Source organism: Candidatus Palauibacter irciniicola (assembly GCF_965208695.1).
Classification (GTDB): Bacteria; Gemmatimonadota; Gemmatimonadetes; order Palauibacterales; family Palauibacteraceae; genus Palauibacter; species Palauibacter irciniicola.
Map to the genome: position 1 here is coordinate 3,213,250 of NZ_OZ242352.1, position 22,826 is coordinate 3,236,075.

General features: G+C 69.5%; 20 protein-coding genes. 9 read left to right on the forward strand and 11 right to left on the reverse strand.

Annotated features, from left to right (window positions below; translation table 11 throughout):
* Window positions 1-149 precede the first annotated feature (149 nt).
* From ACOGI9_RS13880 to ACOGI9_RS13900, 5 genes are all read left to right on the forward strand, one after another.
* Window positions 150-3,158 (forward strand): BTAD domain-containing putative transcriptional regulator, encoded by a 3,009-nt coding sequence (locus ACOGI9_RS13880; RefSeq protein WP_419857703.1) that lies wholly within the window; start codon window positions 150-152, stop codon window positions 3,156-3,158.
* 189 nt (window positions 3,159-3,347) lie between these two features.
* On the forward strand, window positions 3,348-3,719 hold the full coding sequence (locus ACOGI9_RS13885; RefSeq protein WP_419857704.1) for a BlaI/MecI/CopY family transcriptional regulator: 372 nt from the start codon (window positions 3,348-3,350) through the stop codon (window positions 3,717-3,719).
* 4 nt (window positions 3,720-3,723) lie between these two features.
* Window positions 3,724-5,730: a TonB family protein gene (locus tag ACOGI9_RS13890; protein ID WP_419857705.1), complete on the forward strand. Its 2,007-nt coding sequence runs from the start codon at window positions 3,724-3,726 to the stop codon at window positions 5,728-5,730.
* A gap of 4 nt (window positions 5,731-5,734) precedes the next feature.
* Window positions 5,735-7,066, forward strand: coding sequence for a TonB family protein (locus ACOGI9_RS13895; RefSeq protein ID WP_419857706.1), 1,332 nt, complete (start codon window positions 5,735-5,737; stop codon window positions 7,064-7,066).
* A gap of 269 nt (window positions 7,067-7,335) precedes the next feature.
* Entirely contained in the window at window positions 7,336-8,490 is a 1,155-nt protein-coding gene (locus tag ACOGI9_RS13900; protein ID WP_419857707.1) for a 6-bladed beta-propeller, read from the forward strand.
* 133 nt (window positions 8,491-8,623) lie between these two features.
* Here the strand turns inward: ACOGI9_RS13900 and ACOGI9_RS13905 are convergent, their stop codons facing one another.
* From ACOGI9_RS13905 to ACOGI9_RS13915, 3 genes are all read right to left on the reverse strand, one after another.
* Window positions 8,624-9,985: an MATE family efflux transporter gene (locus tag ACOGI9_RS13905; protein ID WP_419857708.1), complete on the reverse strand. Its 1,362-nt coding sequence runs from the start codon at window positions 9,983-9,985 to the stop codon at window positions 8,624-8,626.
* Between the two features lie 73 nt (window positions 9,986-10,058).
* Window positions 10,059-11,108 (reverse strand): carboxypeptidase regulatory-like domain-containing protein, encoded by a 1,050-nt coding sequence (locus ACOGI9_RS13910; protein WP_419857709.1) that lies wholly within the window; start codon window positions 11,106-11,108, stop codon window positions 10,059-10,061.
* Window positions 11,105-12,253, reverse strand: coding sequence for a serine hydrolase domain-containing protein (locus ACOGI9_RS13915; RefSeq protein ID WP_419857710.1), 1,149 nt, complete (start codon window positions 12,251-12,253; stop codon window positions 11,105-11,107). The genes ACOGI9_RS13910 and ACOGI9_RS13915 overlap by 4 nt, the downstream gene beginning before the upstream one ends.
* 137 nt (window positions 12,254-12,390) lie before the next feature.
* On the opposite strand from ACOGI9_RS13915, the gene ACOGI9_RS13920 reads away from it, so the two are divergent.
* A complete protein-coding gene (locus ACOGI9_RS13920; protein WP_419857711.1) occupies window positions 12,391-12,681 on the forward strand; it encodes a hypothetical protein in 291 nt (96 codons plus the stop codon).
* A complete protein-coding gene (locus tag ACOGI9_RS13925; RefSeq protein ID WP_419857712.1) occupies window positions 12,678-12,947 on the forward strand; it encodes a hypothetical protein in 270 nt (89 codons plus the stop codon). Before ACOGI9_RS13920 ends, ACOGI9_RS13925 begins: the two co-directional genes overlap by 4 nt.
* Window positions 12,948-12,979: 32 nt before the next feature.
* On the opposite strand, the gene ACOGI9_RS13930 is transcribed toward ACOGI9_RS13925, so the two are convergent.
* Entirely contained in the window at window positions 12,980-13,432 is a 453-nt protein-coding gene (locus tag ACOGI9_RS13930; protein ID WP_419857713.1) for a hypothetical protein, read from the reverse strand.
* 295 nt (window positions 13,433-13,727) lie between these two features.
* Between ACOGI9_RS13930 and ACOGI9_RS13935 the strand changes: the two genes are divergently transcribed.
* Window positions 13,728-14,786 (forward strand): carboxypeptidase regulatory-like domain-containing protein, encoded by a 1,059-nt coding sequence (locus ACOGI9_RS13935; protein ID WP_419857714.1) that lies wholly within the window; start codon window positions 13,728-13,730, stop codon window positions 14,784-14,786.
* 7 nt (window positions 14,787-14,793) lie between these two features.
* Here the strand turns inward: ACOGI9_RS13935 and ACOGI9_RS13940 are convergent, their stop codons facing one another.
* Genes ACOGI9_RS13940 through ACOGI9_RS13960 form a run of 5 tightly spaced genes read right to left on the reverse strand, consistent with a single transcriptional unit; the run spans window position 14,794 to window position 19,747 of the window.
* A complete protein-coding gene (locus tag ACOGI9_RS13940; protein WP_419857715.1) occupies window positions 14,794-15,918 on the reverse strand; it encodes an ABC transporter ATP-binding protein in 1,125 nt (374 codons plus the stop codon).
* Window positions 15,915-16,613: an ABC transporter permease gene (locus ACOGI9_RS13945; RefSeq protein ID WP_419857716.1), complete on the reverse strand. Its 699-nt coding sequence runs from the start codon at window positions 16,611-16,613 to the stop codon at window positions 15,915-15,917. Before ACOGI9_RS13945 ends, ACOGI9_RS13940 begins: the two co-directional genes overlap by 4 nt.
* A gap of 9 nt (window positions 16,614-16,622) precedes the next feature.
* Window positions 16,623-17,453 carry a substrate-binding domain-containing protein gene (locus tag ACOGI9_RS13950; RefSeq protein ID WP_419857717.1) on the reverse strand — a complete coding sequence of 277 codons (831 nt, stop codon included), beginning with the start codon at window positions 17,451-17,453 and terminating at the stop codon, window positions 16,623-16,625.
* Window positions 17,454-17,468: 15 nt separating this feature from the next.
* Window positions 17,469-18,800 (reverse strand): ABC transporter permease, encoded by a 1,332-nt coding sequence (locus tag ACOGI9_RS13955; protein WP_419857718.1) that lies wholly within the window; start codon window positions 18,798-18,800, stop codon window positions 17,469-17,471.
* Window positions 18,797-19,747, reverse strand: a complete 951-nt coding sequence (locus ACOGI9_RS13960) for an ABC transporter ATP-binding protein (protein ID WP_419857719.1) — start codon at window positions 19,745-19,747, stop codon at window positions 18,797-18,799. The genes ACOGI9_RS13955 and ACOGI9_RS13960 overlap by 4 nt, the downstream gene beginning before the upstream one ends.
* Window positions 19,748-19,854: 107 nt before the next feature.
* Between ACOGI9_RS13960 and ACOGI9_RS13965 the strand changes: the two genes are divergently transcribed.
* Window positions 19,855-20,046, forward strand: a complete 192-nt coding sequence (locus ACOGI9_RS13965) for an AbrB/MazE/SpoVT family DNA-binding domain-containing protein (RefSeq protein ID WP_310776036.1) — start codon at window positions 19,855-19,857, stop codon at window positions 20,044-20,046.
* 21 nt (window positions 20,047-20,067) lie between these two features.
* On the opposite strand, the gene ACOGI9_RS13970 is transcribed toward ACOGI9_RS13965, so the two are convergent.
* Both ACOGI9_RS13970 and ACOGI9_RS13975 read right to left on the reverse strand, forming a co-directional pair.
* The gene (locus tag ACOGI9_RS13970; RefSeq protein WP_419857720.1) at window positions 20,068-20,808 is read right to left on the reverse strand and encodes a ubiquinone/menaquinone biosynthesis methyltransferase; all 741 of its coding nucleotides are present in this window, start codon (window positions 20,806-20,808) and stop codon (window positions 20,068-20,070) included.
* 11 nt (window positions 20,809-20,819) lie between these two features.
* Entirely contained in the window at window positions 20,820-22,766 is a 1,947-nt protein-coding gene (locus ACOGI9_RS13975) for a YfbK domain-containing protein (RefSeq protein ID WP_419857721.1), read from the reverse strand.
* Window positions 22,767-22,826: the final 60 nt, after the last annotated feature.

Here is a 22,826-nt window from a genome sequence, read left to right on the forward strand (position 1 = left end):
GGGGTATCCGTGTGCCTCGAAGAACTTGCCCGCACGCCCTTATCCCCTTATGGCACAGCGTGTTGATACCTGATACACACCTCCCCGTAGGATCGTTTCCAGGCGACGGAACCATCGGCCTCAGGTCAATCACCGCGGGAAGGAGGAACATGCTCACGCTGCGCTGCTTCGGCGAAGTCGCGGCCTCGGACGCACGCGGGGCGAGGATCACGCTGCGGTCACGGAAGCACATGGGGCTCCTGCTCTATCTCGTGGCGCACCCCGGAACCGTTCACATGCGGGAGACGCTCGCCGACCTGCTCTGGGATAGTCGCGACCGGAAGGCGCGGCACTCGCTCAGCCAGGCGCTCTACGACATCCGGTCGTCCATCGGTCCGGTGATCGCCGTGGACGCCAGCACGGTCCGGCTCGTCCCCAAGCGGGTCACCTACGAACTCGACGCCTTCGAACGAGCGTTCGAGGCCAGAGACCACGAGACCGTCATCGATCTGTACCGGGGAGAGTTCGCCCCCGGCCTGCTCAACATGGGCGCCGACGAGTTCGAGCGCTGGCTGGACGGTGAACGGGAGCGTTGCCGCGTCCTGGTCGCCATGGCGCTCAAGAACGTGCAACAAGCGGCTGAGGAGAGGGGGGACTGGGACCAGACGTGCCTGGCGGCGCTCCGGCTCGTGAGACAAAACGAGTTCGACGAACACGCGCACAGCACCCTCATGCGTGCCTTGTGCATGAAGGGCGACCACGCCTCCGCCCTCGCCTACTACCGAGCGTTGGAGAAATGCGGTTGGGTCGCCAGCGCCCCCACGCTGACGGAAACGGCGGCGTGGGCCAGGGACCAGCTCGACGCCGCGCCGCCCGTCGTCCGCGAGCGCCGCGAACCGCCGATGTCGGATCGAGGAAGCGAGTTTCGCCAACTGAGCGTCGCTTTCCGTTCGTCCCGCGCCGTGCCCGTACGGCTCGTCCTGGCCGGCGAGCGAGGTCTCGGGCGGGAGGATGTCGTACGGAACTTTGCCGGACTCGTAACCAGCGGTGGAGGGTTGGTGCGGTGGCTCCCGCCCGATATTGCGGAGAAACGGGAGAAGCTGGCCTCGGAGTTGAGCCGACACCCCGGAAAGACCCGGCTCATCGTCATCAGTGCCGATGTTCGGGACTGGGCCGCCATCGATGATGTCATGCGGACCGCCGATCTGTCGGGCGACATGGTGGTGGGCTTCTCGAACCCGGAGGTGGCTCGGCGGGCGGAAGCGGCGCGTCTGGTCGACTTCGTGATCCCATTCGATCCACTCACCACCGACGTGTGCGCGGCGTCGCTTCAGGCCACTGAGAGGGGCTGCAGTCCTCCCCAGGCGGTCGAGAGCGCGAGGCTCTCCGGAGGGAATCCGGCTCTGGCCCGAGCCATCCTCAGGGCGTGGATGCGTCACGGGTTCAGCCCCGCGACCGCGAGCGACCGGGAATCGGGCGGGCGACTGGCCTACGAGCGGTCTGCCGAGGTTCGGTCGCTCGTCGGCGGTCAGCTGGAGACCCTCTCGCTCGCGGAGGTACGGCTGGCGACGACGCTCGCGTTGCTCACGCACCCTGCGCGCGCGCACGCCGAGCTGGTCGTGGCCGGACATTCGAGTCGGGAGGCCCTTGGAGGGCTCCGGGCCAAGGGCTGGCTACACTCCGAAACCGGCCAATGGACGGTGAGTCGCCCTCTCGCCGGCGCCGCGCTCGCGTGGAATCTGCGGCCGGGCGAGAGAACGAAGGTACACCTGGCGGCGGCTCGAACCCTCGAGAACGCGGGTCTCGGCGCGCGTGCGGCGGCCGCCTCCGAGTTCGTCGCGGCCGGAGAGTCCTCTCGCGCGTTCAGCGTGGCGTGCGAGGTGGCGCAGGAGGCTTTGCGGAGAGGCCGGTCTCCGGTAGCGGGCCAGGCGGCGGCGTTGGCGTTCGAGCATGCCACAGCCGGAACCGATCGCCTGCGCTCCGGTTTCCTCCTCTCGGAGGCCGAGTTTCAGCGGGGACGGTTTCGGCGGGCCATGGGCGTGCTGCACCAGATCGCCGCGGTTGCGGACACGGGAAACGACCTGAGCCGCGTGCAACTGGCGTTGGCGCGGGCGGACGTGGCGACGGGCGATCGCCTCACGGCGGGGTTGCGCCGACAGAATCTGGCGGAAGCTCGCAGTCAGGCGACGGACCCGGCGCTACTCCGCGCGCTGACCGTGCAGATGGCCGTGCTCGAGGCGACGGATACCGAGTCGCGGGGCACCGGGAACCCCGGCTTCGAGAGGATTCGCACGCATCTCCGCGGGATCGTCCGCGAGGACGCCGATTACGCGGGCGTCTGGTGCGACGCATTTCGGCTCCTCTTCCATCGGGTCGGGGGTCGAAGCGGTCTCGCGGAGGCTCGCCTGGTGCTCGAGACCCATCGTCACGGGCTCGGCCGGCTCGGCTACGAGGGCCTCAGGGCCGCTACCGCCGCGGAGTTCTGGGTGGCCATGCGGGGGGCGCGGCTTCACGACGCCCTCCAGTTGCTGGAAGACACCGCCGAGACCCTCAACGAGAACCGGCACGAATCCGCGAACCTCAACAACCTGGGCGCGGTCCTGCTCGAACTCGGCAACTTCGAGCGGGCGCTCGATGAACTCGGCCGCTGCCGCCGAATGGACGAGGCGCTTGAGACTCCACCCGAATCCCGGGCCTACGCCCTGCTGAATCAGGCGCAGTGCTTCTTCTTCAAGGGGGACTACGCTCGTTGCCGAGACTACATGGAGCCGTTACTCCGGCGTCCCGGGCATACGGATCAACATCCGTTCGGGGCGCAAGCATGGGCACTCAACGGCCTCCTGGCCATGACCGACGACGACCAGCGCGAGGTAGACGTCTGCCTCGAGTTGCTGGGGGATGGTTCCAATGGCGTCGGGGAGGACGACCTCTACCTGGTGACCTGGTTTCGCGCCGCGGCGATGGGGACTCGCGATCGCCGGGAAACCGTCGCCGATCTCATCGAAGCCGCCGACCATACCGCCGGGATCGACCGGCTGAGCGCCGAGAAGCTGAGAGTGTTGGCCGGCACCTATTCCCCACCCAACGGACCCGGCGATCAACGCGAGGCCTGCAGCTTCCTGCGGTCGGCCGGCGCCTCCTGGTTCGTCCGCTTCGCACACAACTGGCTGCGCGCGTAACCCGGAACTCTCCGCCCGCGTCCGAATCGGACTCCCTCGGACGTTGCTACTACGTACCTAGTTGACAGCGGCGCCCCGGCGCGTTTACGCTGAATCGGGAACGACGCTTCGCCCGGTCCGCCAGCGTTTCCGTTGGTGGCCGGCCGGGGCAGGCGACGCTGATGGTTCGGGAGGGAAAGGACCAAACTCGTGGAGATCAAGTTCACGACGCGGGAACTCGACCTCATGGCGGTGCTGTGGGAGAGAGGGGACTCGACCGTCGCGGAGGTGCAGGAACGCCTCGGCGACGAGTTGGCCTACACCACCGTGCTCACGATCCTCCGGACGCTGGAGGAGAAGGGGTACGTGGGGCACACCCAGGAGGGGAAAGCCTACCGCTATCACACGCTCGTGGGGCGCGACTGCGCCGGCGCGAGCGCGGTGCGCCGGCTGGTTCAGAAGATGTTCCAGGGGTCGCCCGAACTGCTGCTCACGCACCTCGTCTCGGACCGGGCGCTCTCGAAGGAGGATCTCGAGAACCTGCGCGGTCTCGTGGACGAACGCCTCAGCTCGAAGGAGTAGGGACATGGTCATCGCCTGGATCGGATACTGCTTGTTGATTTCAGGACTCCTCGCCCTGGCGGCCTTCGCCTCGGAACGGGCGCTCGGCCACTTCCGGAAGCCCGTGCGCTGGGCGTGGTTCGCGGCGATCGCCGGGTCCGTGACGGTGCCCGTCGTCGCCTTCTTCGCGCCCGGACTCCTTCCCGGTTTCGGCGCATCGTCGGCCGCTCCGCCGGCCGGGTTGGACGGTCTGGCGGTCGCGACCGCGACGCCGGCGTCGCCCGCAACGGCCGCGGCGGCCGGTGGAGGGTTCGATGCGGCGGCGGTCAGCACGGTGCTGGGGTGGGGCTGGTTGGCCCTGGCCGCCGCCATGATCGGCTATCTCGGGCGGATCTACGGCCGGCTGCGGTCGGAGATGCGGACGTGGAAGCCGGGCCGCGTGGCGGGATCGCCGGTCATGATCTCCGAGGAGCGGGGGCCCGCCGTCGTCGGGATCCGGCGCTCGGTCGTCGTGATGCCGAGGTGGATCCCCGAACTCGACGACCGGCTGCTCCGCCTCGTCTTCCTCCACGAGCGCGAGCATCAGCGCGCCGGCGACCATCGGCTCTTCGCGGCGGCGGTCACCGCGCTCGTCCTGATGCCCTGGAACCCGCTCGTGTGGTGGCAGGTGTCCCGGCTGCGGCTCGCGATCGAGTTCGACTGCGACCGTCGCGTGCTCGGGCGCGGCGAATCGCGGCGCGACTACGCGGACGCCCTCATCACCGTCGGGAGCCGCGTCTCCGGGTCGCTGCTCGCCGCGGCCGCCTTCGCCGAACGGAAGCCGGCCGTGGAGCGGCGCCTGCGCCGCATGACCGAGCCGCCCGCCAACATGCGTCTGCTCCGAACGCTGGGCGCTTCGGGGCTGGCCATGGTCGCCGTCCTCTTCGTTCTGGGCTGCCCCGGACCCGAGAGCGGCACGAACGCGCCGGAAGCGCCCACCGCGACGGTGACCTCGCCCGCCGAAGCGAGTGACTGGGTGCCCCCGGTGGTGCCCGGCGAGGAGGCCGTGGGGCGCGGCGACCGGCCGTCCTTCATCGCGTTCGACAGGCCTCCGGTCCTTCAGAACGCCGGGGAAGTGCAGAACGCGCTGGTGCAGGCCTACCCGCAGAACCTCAAGGAAGCGGGAATCGGCGGGCGGGTCGAGATCTGGCTCTACATCGACACGTCCGGCATGGTTCGGAACACGGAGCTCAAGACGAGCAGCGGCAGCGACGTCCTGGACGCCGCCGCCGCCGACGTCGGGGCCACGATGCGCTTCGAGCCCGCGAGGAACCGCGACCAGCCGACCGACGTCTGGGTCTCCCAATGGGTCACCTTCCAGATTGCGGCCGACGCGGACACTCCCCCCGCTCGTATCATTTCCGTAGGCGATGAGGGCGCTCCGCTCGTCGTCGTCGACGGCGTCATTCAATCCGAGGGCACGAGCCTGGGAGACCTCCAGGCCCTCGATATCGACCACGTCGAGGTCATCAAGGGACCGAAGGCTGTCGAGCTGTACGGCGAGCGGGCTGCGAACGGCGTGATCGAAATCACGACCAAGGACGGCGCCGCCGACAGCGACTCTCCACCCGAGCGGATCGACGCGGCCGCGGATCTCCTGCTCGGAGCTGCCCGGGCAATGGGCGCTCGGGGCACGGTTGCGGAGGGCCGCGCGGAGGCCCGCCGGGAGTTTACTGTCAGCGATGTGGCGCCCACCCCGGGACGCGAGCTCACGTCCGATGGAAGGCGGGCCATCATCGTGAGCGGATACATCGACGCTGATGGCACGCCCCGTCGTGTGGTGAGCACGGACGATCCGCTCATCATCGTCGACGGCGTCATCAAGTCCGACGACGTGACGCTCGAGGACGTCAGCTTCGGCAAGCTCGATATCGCCGACGTCGAGATCATCAAGGGCGAACGGGCCGTCGAGATGTACGGCGAGCGGGCCCGGGGCGGGGTGATCCACATCACGACGAAGGCGGGCGCGAACGACGGCGGCAAGGAGGAGTAGGGACATGGTCATCGCCTGGATCGGATACTGCCTGTTGATTTCGGGACTCCTCGCCCTGGCCGCCTTCGCGACCGAGCGGGCGCTGGGTCACTTCAGGAAGCCGGTGCGCTGGGGCTGGTTCGCGGCGGTCGTCGGCTCCGTGACGCTTCCGTTCGCGGCGTTTCTCGCGCCCGGCCTCCTCCCGGGACTTGGCGCGTCGCCGTGGGGCCCTCTCGTGGAGTTGAGTGAAGCGGTGGTCGTGGCCTCCGCGCCCGCCGCGGCCGGGGCGGCGGACCCCGCGGCGTGGTTCGACGCCGGCGCGCTGAGCGCGCTCGCGGCTGGGGTCTGGGTATTGCTCGTGGTGGGGATGCTCTTCCACCTCGGGCGGGCGTACCGGCGCCTGCGGTTGGAGATGCGCACGTGGACCCCGGGTCGCGTCCTCGGATCGCCGGTCTTGATCGCGGATGGCCGGGGCCCCGCCGTGGTCGGCATCCGGCGCCCCATCGTCGTGATGCCGAGGTGGATCCCCGAACTCGATGACAGGCTGTTGCGCCTGGTTTTCCTGCACGAGCGGGAACACCAACGCGCCGGCGACCACCGTCTGTTCGCCGTTGCGGTCGCGGCCCTCGTGCTGATGCCGTGGAACCTCTTCCTGTGGTGGCAACTCTCCCGGCTGCGGCTGGCAATCGAGTTCGACTGCGACCGTCGCGTCCTGGAGCGGGGCGAGTCCCCGCGCGACTACGCGGACGCCCTCATCACGGTCGGCGGCCGTGTCTCCGCGCCCCTGCTGGCCGCGGCCGCCTTCGCCGAGCGCAAGCCGGCCGTGGAGCAGCGGCTGCGCCGCATGACCGAACCGCTGGCGCGGCTCCGCATTCCGAGAACCCTGGGGGCTACGGGCGTGGCGGCGCTCGCCATCATTCTCGTCCTGGGTGTCCCGCAGCCCGAGGCGCAGATGGATGCCCCCGCTCCGGCGGCCGACGCCGATCAGAGTCTCGAAATCGAGGCGAGCCCGCTGTACCCCCCGGACGAGAGAGTCTCGCCGGCGGAGCGGCCGACCTTCGTCGCGTACGACACGCCCCCCATGCTTCAGAACACGGGCGAGATCCAGCAGATACTCGAGAGAGCCTATCCGAGGAACTTGATGGATGCAGGGATCGGCGGCCGGGTTGAGCTGTGGATCTACGTCGACCTGACCGGCGCCGTGGTCAACCACGAGATCAAGACGACCAGCGGCAACGAGGCCCTGGACCGCGCCGCCTCGGAAGTCGCCCAGCAGATGCGGTTCCGCCCCGCAAGCAACCGGGGTGAACCGACCGCCGTCTGGGTCTCCCAGTGGGTGACCTTCCACGTGATCTAGCGCGAGCCGGCGGGGCCCGCGGGCCCCGCCAGCCAACCATCCGTGGGGTGACGGTTTCCTTTGGAGCGGACGACGGCACCTCACCCGGAAGGAACCCATGATCCAACGAACCTGGCGTCATTCCCTGTCCGGCGCGGGGCTCTGTCTCCTGGCCGCGTGCGGGGGCGATGGCGAAGGCGGGACGCCTGCCGGCGGGTCGGGGGCCCTGGACGGTCCCGACTTCACGATCGCTCCGGCGTATGAATCGCGCTGGATTGCCGGTTCCATGGATGGGGAAGACTGGGAGATCTTCGGGTCCATCGCTTCGGGACCTGGTCTTCAACGAGGCGGGCGATCTCTTCATCCTGGACGAACAGGCGGGGCACATCGTCGTGTTGGACCGGGACGGGACCTACCTTCGAACCATCTCCCGGCAGGGCGAAGGCCCCGGCGAGCTCACCGACCCCGAATCGATATCCCTGCTCGCCGACGGTCGTCTCGCCGTGTTCGACGGCGGGCGCAGCGGGATTCAGTTCTTCACGCCGGAGGGCGCATATGCGGAATCGGCGCCCTTCGATCCGACGCAGGGCGCGCCCACGGGCGTGGGCGCATGGCTCTCCGACGGGAGCATCATCACAAACCGCGAGTTCGTGGTGAGCGGGACGGCGGAGTCGATGTCCGTAAGCAGTTCCGTCGGCGGAACGGGAGACGAACCCGGACGCCCCATCGCACGCTACCGGCCGGAAGGGACTCGCGAGTTGCTCTACACGGCCTGGGAGCCGCCGCCGCCCACTGGAGACGCGGCCGAAGCCGGCGGAGGCAGCTTTTCCTTCAATCTCAGCCCGGTGAGGGCGTTCGATCCGGGGCTGCATTTTGCCGCGCTCTCGGACGGGCGACTCGCCGTCGTCGACTCCTCCGGGTACCGGATCAAGCTGATCGGCGAGGACGGCATCGTGGGCGAGATTCTGGAACGGCCACTCTCCCCGATCCCGGTGACGAGTGCCGTCCGGGATGCGGAGCGGGAGCGCCGCCTGGCCGAGCTCGAAGGGTCCGGGGACGCAACGACACTGTCCATTTCGGGGCGCCCGGACATCCGCATGCCTGACGATTTCGCGAGTCAGTTGCGAGAGGCGTTCCAGGCCCGCATCGAACGGATGACCTTCGCCCAGGTCGTCCCCGCCATCGATGCGTTGGCCGTGGACTTCGAAGATCGGCTGTGGGTGGCGCGGACCCCGCTACCCGACGAGGAGGGGCCGATCGACATCGTGACGCCCGACGCCCGCTACCTGGGCACGATCCAGCCGGGAGGACTCCGAATCCCGGACGCGTTCGGCCCGGACGGCCTCATCGCCTACGTCGACACGCACGATCTGGGTTATCCGATCGTGCGCGTCGTCCAACTGGCCCCGGATGCCCAACTGCGGACGGAGCACCCGACTCCGTAGAGCCAGCCCCCGGTCGAATCCCGGGAGGTGGAACTCGCCGCGGGGCAGCAGGCGAGCGTCGTGATCGGCCTGCGGTCGAAGGGAGCGGCAGGCCGGACGCGCTGCACCGCCTAGCGGGCCGCAGCCAGGGAAGCTACACCACCTTCTGCTTCCAGCGGCCGCGGCGGAAGATCGAGAGGCCGACGACGGCCGACAGCGAGTAGGCGATCGCGAACGACCAGAACACGCCCGTCTCGCCCCACCCGGCGCTGAACGCAAGCAGCGCCGCGACCGGAAGCTGGAAGAACCAGAACACGCCGATGTTGATCCACGTCGGCGTCGCCGTGTCGCCCGCGCCGTTGAAGGCCTGCATCGTCACCATGCCCCAGGCGTAGAAGATGTACCCGTAGCTGATGATCCGGAGCGCACGCACGCCCACGTCGAGCGTCTCCGGATCCGGGGCGAACGGCGCCAGAATCGGCCCCGGGAACGCCACGAAGACCACCGTCACCACGGCCATGAACAGCATGTTCCAGAAGCCGGTGAGGTAGACGGCCCGCTCGGCGCGGTCGGGCTTCCCGGCGCCGAGGTTCTGGCCCACGAGCGTGGCTGCGGCGTTCGCGAGGCCCCAGGCGGGGAGGATGATGAAGATGACCACGCGGATCGCCATGGTGTAGCCCGCGAGGGCGATCGTCCCGAACTCCGACAGAAACCGGATCGAAATGATGTAGCTGACCTGCGTTACGAGCATCTGTCCCACGCCCCCGACCGACACGCGCGCGAGCCGCCCGATCACGGGCCAGCGAACCCGAAGGTCGCTCCGCCGCACCCGAATGCGCTCGCCGCGTGACAGGTGCCACAACTGGTACAGGGCCCCGATCCCGCGCCCCGTCGTCGTGGCCACGGCGGCGCCCGGGAGCCCGAGTTCGGGGAAGATCCAGAGGCCGAACACGAGCACGGGATCGAGCACGATGTTGATCCCGTTCGCCAGCCACACCGACCGCATCGCCATCGATGGGTCGCCCGCTCCCCGGTAGATCGCGTTGTTCACGAAGAGGAGGATGATGACGACCATCCCGCCCAACTGGATGCGGGCGTAGGTGGTGCCCTGGGCGACGACTTCGGGTGATCCGCCCATGGCTTGGAGCAGCCACGGGGCCAGGATCGCGCCCGCGATCCCGAGGACCGCGGCGATGCCGACGCTCAGCACGATCGCCTGCACCGCGGCCGTCGCCGCCCCGCGCTCGTCCTTCTCGCCCGTGCGGCGCGCGACCATCGCCGTGGTGGACATCGCCAGTCCCACCGCGACCGAGTAGATGACCGCCAGCATCGCTTCGGTGAGCGCGATGGCGGCGAGCGCGTTGGCCCCGAGTCGGCTGACGACCGCCATGTCCACGAGGAAGAACAGCGACTCCCCCGCCATCTCGAGCACCATCGGGATGGCGAGCAGGAGCACGCCGCGGTTCAGGCTCCCGGACGTGAAGTCTTCCTGCGTACCCCACAACAGCGCCCGCACCGTTTCCCACACTCGGGAACGGCCGGGAGCCGCAGTTTCCCCTTCGGGCCGGCCGATGTCGCTCAAGGAATCGTCAGTACGTCCAGATCGCGATCAGGTTGCAGTCGGTGAGGAGCATGGTGTTCGGCACCTGGTTCATGATCTCCGGCGGCGCCTCGCTGCACCTGTACGCTTCGATGCCCCGAACGGTGTCGAACTTCAGTTCGCTCAGGTTTCTCCGATTGAACCCGAGGCGGCTGGCCGGCCGTCCGTTGAGGAGGATGAGCTGGTTCCGGCGGTACCGGATGGAGAGTTCCCGCTTGAACTGGAACACCTGCCCGAGGTGGATGAACTGGTCCATTTCCGGATGGGTCGCGAAGTAGCCCTCGTCGATGGATTGGCGGCGCTCATAGAACCCGGACGTGAGCAGGAACGGGTCGCGGCCGGTCACCCGCACCTCGATCGGCGCGAGCGCGATCGCCCGCGTGTTGAGTTCGACGCGGAATTCCGCGCGCTGGTCCGTGAGGATGTTGATCTCGGTCTCGAGGGGCGCGTAGCCGATGTGCGCGACGCGCAGGCCGTAGGTGAGCGGCGGCATCGAGCGAAACGCCACGCGTCCGAGCGTATCCGTGACCCCGGCGACGGGCAGCGGGGAGAAGTCGATCTGCGCGCCCGCCACCGGCCGCCCGTCCGCGGCGTCCACGACGGAGAGGACGACGAAGGCCGCGTCCCCCATGTCCACCTCGAGGTCGACGAACTGCGACCGATCGAGTTCGACCTTGCGCTCCTTCCCGCGCCGGGACCGGTAGTTCGGGCGCACCCGGATCTCCCGGAACGCTTCGAGGCCGCAGACCTGGTATCGCCCTCGCTCATCCGCTTCCACCCGCACGTCCTCCGGCGTCGGCATCCCGCGCTGGGCCTCGTAACGGATCAGCACCGTCGCCCCCGGCAGCGGGACCCGGCTCTCATCGTCCCGGATCATGCCCTCGATGCCGACCTCGAGTTCCGCCTGCCCGAGTTGCTGGCAGGCGCGGAGGATCCTCTCCTCTTCCTCTTCCTGTCCCGCGGCCGTCGACGGCGCGAGAGCGGCCGCCGCCAGCGCGAGAGCGGCTGCCGGCGCGAGGAGCGGCGCGCGGCCGTTCAACCGCCGGCCTCGAGCAGCGCCCTGAGGAGCCCGTTCCCGGCCTCGCCGAGACTGGTGGCGCCGCTGTTGTAGTTGCGGCCGAGCGCGACGCCGTAGCCGCTCTCGGGCTCGAACACGAGGTACATGTTGTACCCGGCCACGGAACCGCCGTGGCCGACGAACCGGACGTCGCGGCCGCCCTCGAGCGCGACGGGGCGAATCGAGAACCCGAGTCCGTACCCCGCGTCGGGGTCCTCGGGCGTCTGGACCGTCATGACCTCCCGTCGGGTCGCCGGCTCCAGGAGTTCGTGTTCGGTCATGCCCATGACCGCGGCCGCGAACGTCGCGAGGTCGCCGACGGTCGCGTACACGCCGCCGTTCGGCACCTTGTATCCGCGCCCCTCGTGCTCGAGCGCGGGGAAGTCGGCGTTCACCGCGCCGTCGCCTCCGTTCGCGAAGCCGACGGAGACCCGCCGCCACAGGTCGGGGCCGACGATGAAAGCTGAGGAGCGCATCCCCAGCGGCTCGAACAGGCGGTCCTCGACGAGGTCCATGAAGGACGTGCCGGCGGCCCGCTGCAGGGCGTAGCCGAGCACGCCGTACCCGATGTTCGAGTACTGGTATTGGGTGCCGGGCATCGTGTAGAACCGCGTGTGCGGGATCGAGGCGAGGATCTTGTATCCCCAGTCCTCGATCGGCCCCGCCGCGGCGCCCTCGAGTTCGGGCTCCCGGATGAGGCCGGCGGTGTGGCTGGCCAACTGCCGGAACGTGATCGGCTCCATGCCGGCCGGCGGGTCCCCGAAGCCGGTGGCCTCGGGCAGGTAGTCCACCACCGCGTCATCGAGCGCGACCGTCCCCTCCTCCACCAGGTCCGCCATCAGGATCGCCGTCACCGACTTCGAGATCGATCCGGTCCGGTAGATCGTTCGCACTCCCGCCGGCACGCGGTTCGCCGGGTCGGCCCAGCCGAACCCCTGCGCCCACAGCACCTGGTCTCCCTTGAAGACCGCCGCCGTGATCCCGCCGATGCCGTCCGCTTCGACGTCCGCCGCGATCTGCCGCGAGAACGCATCGATGACGCCCGCGTCCTGACCGGCGGCGGCGGACGGAAGGACGAGAACGGTGAGCAGGAAGACGATCGTCGCCGAGCGAAGGCGGTGCATCATGACGTTCTCCTTGCGTGGCCGACGGGTGGCCGGAAACCCCCCGCCGGGCTCGAATCCAATGCAAGGTCGCAGCTTCGCGCCCGCATCGGAAGCCTTCAGGCTGGCGGTCCAACCCCGACTCGCCTAGTGTGGCGCCCATGTCGCTTCTGAAGAAACTGATCTTCCGGATGGATGGGGCCGCGGACAGCGCCCGAACCCGGTTCAAGAGCGAGTCGGGGGCCACCTGGGAGGCCGAGTTCTCGATCTTCTCGGGCACGACGCAACAGTCGCCCCGACTGCTCGTGATGTTCCGGAACCGCGACGACATCACGATTCCCCAGCGCTACAACCAGGCGCCGCCGGGCATCTCCAAGGTGCCGAAGCAGGCCGTGACCGAGATGGACGAGGCGGGACTCCGCGCACTGCTCGCGCGCTCGGTGAAGGTGTGAGCGGCGCGAGGGTGGATCCGAAGAAGGCGCTCTCCCGCACCTTCCTCGACGGAGGGATGGTCCGCTGGGAAGCCTACGTCTCGGGCGGCCAGCCGAATACGCCCCAGGCGGCCCGCATCTACTTCGTATGCCTCGAGGATCCCTTCGAGCCGCCGCGCTGGCTGTCGCACGAGAGTCGCAGCGTGGCCGAGGCGACGCGCGCCCTGGCCGGGATGAGCGACGCGGATCTTCTCGGGCTCCATTCCCGCTCGGCGCCTCTGGAGTGACCCTCCGGGGAGCGGACCGTCCCCGCCGGGTCCTAGTTCACGGTGACGACGTCGTACAGCCGCTCTCCGGGGGTTCCGTCCACGCCCTCGTAGCGATGCTCCACGAGAATCGACCAGGACCCGGGCTCGACGTTGTAGATGTTCGCCACGTAGGAGAGGGTCGAGGGCGTAAGGCTGTTGCAGCCCTGCCGGCCCGACACGATCGTGACGACGAGTTCCAGTCCGCCGTCCACCTCCCGCAGATCCGGGGACAGGTAGTCGCACCGCAGCCGGCCCACGATCTGGCCCGAAACGCGCATCGATCCGGGCCCTCCGGCGGCGCGCGCGAACTCGGGCAGGGCGGATCCCTCGCTGACCACGGACGTGAGCATGTTCCCCACGGTCGGGGAGACGCCGACCCCGAGATTCAGGCAGCCGGACAATCCGGAGAGGATGCAGACGACGCCGATCGCGCGGCGCGCTTGCCGGTTTCCCACGTTTTGCAAAACGAGACTCCGCGGCCGAAGAACCCTCGAAAGAGTGACAGCGGGCGGGAGGCTCTCGCAATACCGGTGCCCGCGTTACCTTCCACGCGTGGCTTGGCGACGTAGCGGCGGAGACCGCGGGATGCGAACACAGCGAGAGAGTCGGTCGGAGACGCAGGCTCGGAGAAGGGCCCGTTACCGGGCCGCGTCCTGCGTTCTGGCGGCAGCCGCGATCCTGACCCCGGCCGGATCCCGCCTGGCCGCGCAGAGCCCGTCCCCGACGCCTCCGCGGACTTTCGTGACGTGTCCGCCGGAGATGGATCCGTCCCTCACCGGTCTCGCGGGCATCGTCCGCGATACGCTCCAGGGCATCCTCCTTCCGGGGGCCACGGTCTCCGCGACCTGGACCGAAGGCGAGGGACGGCAGCGCACCGTCTCCGTGGAGGCGGACGGCGAGGGCGTATACGTCCTCTGCGGCCTTCCGCCGCTGGAAGACCTCACGGTGACCGCGGGGTTCCCGTCTTTCCGCACGGAGCCGACGCGGGTGAGCATCGAACCGGGCCCCCCCGCCGGGTGGGACATCCTCCTGGGCGTGGAGGAAGGCGTGCTCGCCAGCCTGCTCACGGTGCCGGGCCGGATCGTGGGCCGGGTGCTCGATCGGCGTTCCGGGCGTCCGATCGAAGCGGCGAACGTCGTTCTCTCGGACACCTTGTTGGCGGAGGACCGGCAGAGGATGACCGACGGCAGCGGCCGCTTCATGTTCACCGACCTCAGTCCGGGGATGTACCGCGTGACCGTGGATCACCTCACCTTCGATCCCCTGGACCAGCTGGTGCGTCTCCCCAGCGACCGGACCGTGCAGGTGGACTTCGAACTCAGCGTGGACCCGATCGAACTCGCGCCCATCGTCGTCACGGCGTTGCGGGAAAAACGACTGGAGTTGCAGGGATTCTACGACCGGCGTGAACTGGGCGAGGCGATCGGCGGAGGGGTGTTTCTCACGCGGGACGACATCCAGGACGCCGGCGCGATCCGGGTCACGCACTACCTGGGACGGATTCCGGGCGTGCGCACCGAGTGCACCGGAGGCGCGAACAACAACTGCACGATCCGCATGACGCGGGGCGCGCCGAGCCTGAGCAGTCGCGCCGAGTACGGGTGCCAGAACGCGAACGTCTACCTGGACGGCGTGCGCGTGATCCGCGACGGCGGGGGCGGCGACTCGATCGACAACTTCGTCACGCCGTCCGAGATCGCCGGGATCGAGGTCTATCGAGGCCCGAGCGAGTTGCCGGCCGAGTTCGGCGGGGCCGTAGGGCGCTGCGGCGCCATCGTCATCTGGACGGGGCCCGGGATAAGGCGGCGTTCGCCGTAGCAGCCCGCTATGTGGCCGGGCCGGGCGGAGCCGCCGCCGGGGCCGCCGCGAACGCATGCAGCGCCGTGGCCTTCGCGCGCACCGCGACGCGCACTCCCCGGTCGACGCCGAGTTCCTCCGCGGCGTCGAGCGTGACGAGGGCGACGAGTTCGACGGGACCGCGGAGCCGCAGCCGCACGAGCCCGCCCATGTCTCGCCGTTCCTCCACGGTCGCGACGACCAGGTTGCGTGTGCTCAGATCCGCCGGCGGGACGTCCGGGGGGCCGAGGACGAGGTCTTCCGGCCGGTAGGCGATCTTCACGGGCGTGCCCGGCGCCGCCTCGCCCAGGGTCACGAGGGAGGCGCCCCCGATGTCGACCGTGACCATGCGCTCGTGCGCCCGCGTCACGACGCCGGCGATCGTGAACTCCGCCCCGGTGACGCGGGCCGTGTAGACGTCCGCGGGATTCTCGTAGATCTCCTTCGGCGTACCCGTCTGGACCAGCTTCCCGTCTCGGATCACGGCGACCCGGTCCGCGAGGTGGAAGGCCTCGCCCCGGTCGTGCGTGATGAGAAAGACGCTCGTCGCCCGCTCCCGGGCGACACGCTCCAGGTCGTGGCGGAGATCGAGCCGTGAATCGGTGTCGAGATTCGCCGTCGGCTCGTCGAGGAAAAGGATCTCCGGGTCCAGAACCAGCGCCCGCGCGAGCGCCACGCGCTGCGCTTCTCCTCCGGACAACCGCGATATCGGGGCTCCCAGCAGGTGCGAGATCGCGAGTTGCTCGCACACGGCGCGCGAACGGGCGCGCGATTCGGCGCGGGGCACGCCGCGCAGGGACAGGCCCAGCCCGACGTTGTACTCGACGGAATCGCTCCAGAAGTGGGGGCGCTGAAACACGACGGCGGACGCGGCCCGCAGCGCCCGCTCCGCCGCCCGCCCCGATCCGCCGCGGAAAGTGACCTCTCCGGCGTCCGGCTTCTCCAGCATGGCGAGGAGGCGCAGCAAGGTGGACTTGCCGGCCCCGTTCGGCCCGAACACCGCGAGCATCTCGCCCTCCCGCAGTTCGATGCGATCCACCTCGACGGCCGTCCTGGCGCCGTAGACGCGGCGCAGGCCGACACCGCCGAGAAGCGGGCGGACGGCGGCGTTCACGCGGCCTGGCCGCGGCGGATCGTGCGCCGGCCGAGCAGGAGGAGCACCGCGTTCACGCACAGGGCGATGAGCATGAGGACGATTCCCATGGCGATCGCGACGTCAAAGTTGCCGCGCCGCGTCTCCAGCACGATCGCGGTCGTCATCACCCGGGTTTCTCCGAGGATGTTGCCCCCCACCATCATCACCGCCCCGACCTCGCTGATGATGGCCCCGAACCCCGCCGCCACCGCGGCGACGAGCGACGTCCGCACTTCCCGCAACTGCAGGACGATCGCCTGCCACCGGCTCGCGCCGAGCGCCCGCGCCTGGAGCGAGATGTCCCGGGGGATGTTCTCCACCGCGGCGAGGCTTACCGCGGCGATGTAGGGCCCCGCGAGGATCGCCTGGGCGCCGATCATGGCGGCCGGCGTGTAGAGGAGTTGCAGGTCGCCGAGCGGGCCCGCCCGCGACAGGACGAGGAAGACCCCGAGGCCGACCACGACGGGGGGAAAGGCGAGCCCCGCGTTGATCACGGCGACCAGGGGCAGGCGAAGCCGGAACCGCGTCAGCCCGACCGCGATCCCGATGGGGAGTCCGATGACCATCGCCAGGAGGAGCGCCGATCCGCTGATCTGCAGCGAGCGGAGGATGACGTTCCAGACGTACAGGTCACCCGACGTGATGAGCCGGAGAGCCTCGAGCAGCGGATCCACGAGCCGAATCTAGTTCGCGGGATCGTCGCCGGGCCACGGGGCGAAGAGGGCCTCGGGGCCGTCGCGCACCCGGAATTCCGCGATGGCGCGGCGTCCGTTTGCGGAGCGCAGCCAGTCCGCGAAGACGGCGGCGCGTTCCGGCCGGAGCGCGGCCCGCGGCGCGAGCAGCGAGTAGACGTTGCGCAGCGACGGGTGGCCCTCGACGAGCGCCTCCAGGTCGAGCGCCTCCGACAGCATCGCGAACGTCGCATCATCCGTGAGCACGTAGGCGCCGCGTTCGCTGGCCACGTGTAGCGTCGTCGCCTGTCCCTGCCCGGACTCCACGTGCCACGCGCCCGCGGCGGCCGCGCCGGCCTCGCGCCAGAAGGCGATCTCGCGGTAATGCGTGCCCGAACTGTCGCCCCGCGAGACGAAGCCGTGCTCCCCCCGCGCGAGCGCCGCGAACGCCTCGGACGGGGAGGCGGACCCGCGAATCCGCGCCGGATCCGAGGGCGGCCCGGCAATCACGTATCCGTTGACGAGGACGGGACTCCGCCCCGGCGCGTGACCCGCCTCGACGAAGCGGGCCTCGGCCTCCGGCGCGTGCACGAGCAGGAGGTCCACGTCTCCCGTCCGGCCCAGTTCCAGCGCTTCGCCGCTCCCGGCGATGACCGTGCGCACCCGGAGCCCTGGATGGTCTTCGTTGAAGCGGGCGATCAGGTGTTCGAGCAGACCCGAATCGTAGGTGGAGGTCGTGGCGCCGAGCACGAACGTGTCCGCGTCCGTCCCGCACCCCCCGGCGCAGACGCCGCCGCCGAGGGCGAGGAGGAGGGCGAAAGGTTCGCCGAGCGCTCCTGTCACGGTTGTCGTGGACGGCTAGCCGTGGCGTATCCACCGCAGCACCTGCGGCAGATTGGCGCGCTGGCCCTTCATCAGGATCCCGACCCGGAAGATGCGGCCCGCGACCCACGCCGCTCCGAGGACGAAGACTCCCAGCAGCACCAGCGAGGCGAGCCACTGCCACACCGGGACCGAAGTGGCGAACAGCCGCGCCGGCATCACCAGCGGACTGAAGAACGGCACGAGGGAGAGGATGACGCCCCAGCCGGCGTTCGGACTCTGGATCACGCCCTGCGTCGCGATGAAGGGGAGGATGATCAGCATCGTGATCGGGAGCATCACCTGCTGGGCGTCGTGCTCGTTGCTGATCGTCGCGCCGGCGCCGGCGAACATGCCCGCGTAGAGCAGATAGCCGAAGATGAGGAAGAAGAACATCAGCACGAGCGCGCCCCACGGGACCGCGATGCTCGCGAGGTCGATCCCCGCCTCCGCCAGCGTGGAGGCCCCCGCGGTGAGGCCGTACACCGCCGCGAGCGCGAAGATCAGGGCCCAGACGGCCATCTGCGCGATGCCCACCGCCCCGACGCCCACGATCTTGCCCAGCATCAGCTCCCACGGGCGCAGCGACGAGACCATGATCTCGACGATGTCGGACTGCTTCTCCTCGAGGATCGCCCGCACGATCATCTGCCCGTAGATGAGCAGGACGAAGTAGAAGAAGAACGCGATGCCGAAGCTGAGCGCCCGGTAGATATCCTGGGACCGCGCTTCGCCGGACTCCGTGACGTTGATGACTTCGAACGAAGTCCGCTGGAGCAGCGCGCCGGGATCGATGCTCTGCACGCCGATCGAGCGCAGGCGCGCCCGCACCGATGCCCGCTGCAGGGCGCCCCGGACCGAGCCCTCGATGACGGAGGGAACGCTGGCCCGCGCGAGCAGCGTCGTCCGCCCGTCGTCCCCCTCCCCTTCGTTCGCCCCCGCTGTTTCGCCCGGCATCTCCGCGGAGCGCCGGCCCGCGCTCCTGGGGATCATCAGGAGCAGGTCGTAGGACGAATCGGAGAGCCGCGTCCGCGCCTCGTCGATCGAAAGCTCCTCCATGTCCGCGGCCCGCACGGCGTCGAGCGAGTCCGCGAGAAACTCCTCGACGAGGAGGTCTCCGATGAGCCCCGCGGGGTCGGCGACCCCGATGACCCGGCGCGCCTCGCCCGCATCCGTCGCGCTCCTCACGGCGAGGAAGCCGGCGAGGCCGCCGAGCCCGACGATCAGCACCGGGAGGCCCAGCGTGGAGAGGAGGAACCACTTCGACTTCACGCGCAGCACGAACTCCCGGCGGATCACCGCGGCGACCCTGGGCGTGAACGGGTTCATGCGGCCGCCTCGTCGTCTTCGCTCTCGTCCTCATGCGAGAGGCCGGCCTCGGTCGCCTTCTCGATGAAGATCTGGCGCAGCGAAGGCTCGATGAGTTCGAAGCGCGAGATCAGGGCGCCGCTGTCCACCGCCCGCCGCAGCAACGCCTGGGGGTCCGCTCCCTCCAGCATGCGGACTTCCACGTACGTGCCGTGCGCGGAGATGTCTTCGATGAGGTCCGGCGCATCGAGGAACGTGGGGTTCCCCTCGAAGGACAGGGCGATGTCGCGCCGCCCCGCCGCAGCCTTGATGTCGCGGACGCGGCCATCGAGCACCTTGGTCGCTCCCGCGATCATGCACACGCGCTCGCACAGGCGCTCGGCGTCCTCGATGAGGTGCGTGGAGAGCAGAATCGTGGCCCCGGCCCGCTGACGTTCCTGCAGGAGTTGCTTGAACAGTTCGACGTTCAGCGGATCGAGGCCGCTGAACGGCTCGTCGAGCACCAGCAGGTCGGGCTGGTGAAGGATGACCCCGAGGAACTGGGCCTTCTGGGCCATCCCCTTCGAGAAGGTCTCCACCTTGTCGTCCGCCCGGTCGCCGAGGCCCACCGCATCCAGCCCGGTCCGGGCCCGCGCGAGCGCCTCCTTCCGCTTCAGACCCTTCAGCTGGCCGAAGAACGCGAGGTGGTCGGTGGCCGTCATCTTCTGGTACAGGCCGCGCTCCTCCGGCAGGTACCCGATGCGTTGGCGCATGGCCTCGACGTTGGGAGAGCCGAAGACATCCACGGAACCGGCGTCGGGCCCGATGATGTCGAGGATGATCCGGAGCGTCGTGGTCTTTCCGGCGCCGTTCGGGCCGATGAGCCCGTAGATCGATCCGCGCGGGATCTCGAGGTCGAGGTCGCGGACCGCCATCTTCTTGTCGAAGCGCTTCGTGACGCCCCGCAGGCGAATGGCCGGTGTATTCACGGCCCCGATCATACGGACTGCCCGGACCCGTCGCCACGCAGCCGCCCCGTCGATATATTGAGGATTCCCCTCGCTCAGCCGAATCCAACCCTCCATGGGGAGGTTAGATGGCGATCTTCCGCGTCCTTTACTACCGCGACATCACCGTAGGAAGCGGTGGTCGTATCACGATTCCGTTGGAGATGCGCGACCACATGCGTCTGACCGATGGCGATGCGTTGAAGGTTCGCCTCGAGGAAAGCGAATCCGGCCAGCGCCAGTTCACCGTCTGGAAGACGGAATCCAGCCCCAACATCTAACCCGAGTTTCCGGCCGCGTCGCTAGCGGCGGTCTCCGTAGTTGATGGCCATCGTGCCCATCATCAGGTCTTCGTAGCCGCACTCCACGAACCCGGCCGCTTCCATCCTGCGGGCCATCTCGCGCTGGTCCGGAAACCTCCTCAGCGACTCGGGAATGTACACGTAGGACTCCGGGTCGCGGTGAATCGCCCAACCCGCGATCCGGGTCGAGACGTCGAGATACCCGAGGTAGATGCGGCGCAGCGCCGCGGAGCGCGGGTGGCCGAAGTCGAGCGAGACGAGCCTTCCGCCCGGTCGCAGGCAGCGGAAGCTCTCGGCCAGCGCGGCATCCAGACCGGCGAAGTTCCTCAGCCCGTAGCCGACGACGACGCGGTCGAACGCGCCATCGGGGAAGGGCAGACGGAGCGCATCGGCTCCGATCCAGCCGGCCAGATCGGGGCCCGGTCTCGCGCGCCCCACGCGCATCATCTCCGGCGTGAGATCCGCGGCGACGACCCGGATCTCGAACGCGTCCCGCGCGGCGCGGTCCAGCGCTCCGCGGGCGAGGTCTCCCGTGCCGGCCGCGAGATCGAGGACGCGGTGGCCCGGGCGCAGGTCGGCCCGGGCGAGCAGCCGGCGCTTCCACCGGCGGTGGAGGCCCAGCGACATGACATCGTTGGTGAGGTCGTAGCGGTCGGCCACGCCGGTGAACAGCCGGCGGACGTAGCGCCGCTTGTCCGCCGGCCGTTCGATCTGGCCGGAGATGCGTCGATTGAGCTTCAAGGGGCGCCAAGTTAGCGCCGGTCGTCCTCCTCCGCTGCCGTTCCGAGCAGGTCCAGGTCGCGCACCGTCTCCACGAGTCGGATGAACTCGCCGCGGTAGCCCCGCGGATCGTCGCCTCGCCCGCCTTCGGCCAGCGAGATGACATCATCCGGCGAGAGCCCTCCGGCGTGGGGCGAGTCTCGCAGCAGCATGCCGAACCCCGCCACGGCCGCGGCGAAGCGGAAGCTCCGCGAGGGCGACCGGGAGCGGTCCGCGACCGCATGCGCCAGGAGCCGGCTCTCGGAGCCGTCCGGGTCCTTGTACCGGACCTTCACGTAAAGCAGTTCGTCCTCGAACGCGCCCGGGGCCGCTTCGACGGGCGGCGTCGGCTCGGCGGCAGGCTGGTACCGCAACGGATCCACGCCGCGCGGGACCGGGAGGCCCGCGGGCACGACCTCGTACAGCGCCGTCACCGTGTGGCCGGCCCCGAGTTCACCCGCGTCCTTCGTGTCGTCGTTGAAGTCCTCGTCGGCGAGCAACCGGTTTTCGTACCCGATCAACCGGTACGCGGCCGCGCGCGCGGGGTTGAACTCCACCTGCAGCTTCACGTCCTTCGCGACCGTGAACAGCGTCCCTCCCATCTCCTCCACGAGCACCTTCCGGGCCTCGAGGAGGCCGTCGACGTAGTGGAAGTTGCCGTTCCCGCGGTTGGCGATCCCCTCCATCTTCGAGTCCTTGAGGTTCCCGGTGCCGAAGCCGAGGACGGTGAGGAAGATCCCGCTCTCCCGTTCCCTCTCGATGAGGCGCACCATCGCCTCGTCGCTGGAGGCGCCCACGTTGAAGTCCCCGTCGGTCGCGAGAATGACGCGGTTGTTGCCGTCCTCGATGAAGTGCTTCCGCGCCACGTCGTAGGCGAGCGCGATCCCGGCGCCGCCCGCCGTGCTTCCGCCGGCCTCCAGCCGCTCCACGGCCGCCAGGATGCGGCCGCGCCGGTTCCCCGCCGTCGAGGGAAGCACGAGTCCCGCCGCGCCGGCGTAGACGACGATCGCGACCCGGTCCTGCGGTCTGAGCTGCTCGGTGAGCAGGGCGAAGGCCTTCTTCAGCAGCGGGAGCTTGTCGGGCGAAGACATCGACCCCGATACGTCGAGCAGGAAGACCAGGTTGCTCGGCGGCAGGTCCTCCGTGTCGACGGAGGGCGCCTTGAGTCCGATCCGAACGAGCCGGTGCTCCGGCTTCCACGGCGCATCCCACACCTCCGTGAGGACCTGGAAGGGATCGTCCCCCGCCGCGCCGTCCCACTCGTACGGGAAGTAGTTGATCATCTCCTCGATCCGGACCGCGTCGACGGGCGGCCGTTCCCCCGACTGGATGAAGCGCCGGACGTTGGCGTACGACGCGCGGTCCACGTCGATGGAAAAGGTGGAGAGCGGCGACTCGCCGACGCGGCGGAAGCCGTTCTCCTCGATCCGGGCATACGACTCTGTGTTGAATAAGGGGTGCGCCAGACGCGCCCCCCTGACAGAGGTGCTGATGGACGAGGGGCCTCGCAGCACGCTGAAGGGCGGCTCGGCGGCCGCCTCGGCCACTCCGGTTACGATCGTCTCCTGAAGCCGCAGCGTCGTCTGTTCGACGGTGAAGTCCAGCGTGACCGTCTCGCCCGCCGTCACGGTGACCCGCTGGCTGGCCTCCCGGTAGCCGATCAACCGGACCGTGACGACCTGCTCTCCCGCCGGCACGCCCCGGAGGGAATAGCGGCCCTCCCCGTCGGTCAGCGTGCCGATCGTCGTCCCCGCCACGAAGACCTGCGCGCCGGCGACTCCGGCGGTGGCCGTCGCATCGGACACACTCCCCTGCACGGTACCCGTCTCCGCCCGGGTCCCGGACTGGGCGTGAGACGGAGCCGGGACCATGGTCGCGAGAATCAGCGCGAGCAGAGCGCCGATCCGGGATCGGGTGCCGTGAACGTTCGTCGTCGCCATGGTCGCGTTGTCTCCTGTCCGGGGCCGAACCTGGGAGCCGCGAAGCCCCCGCCATACACC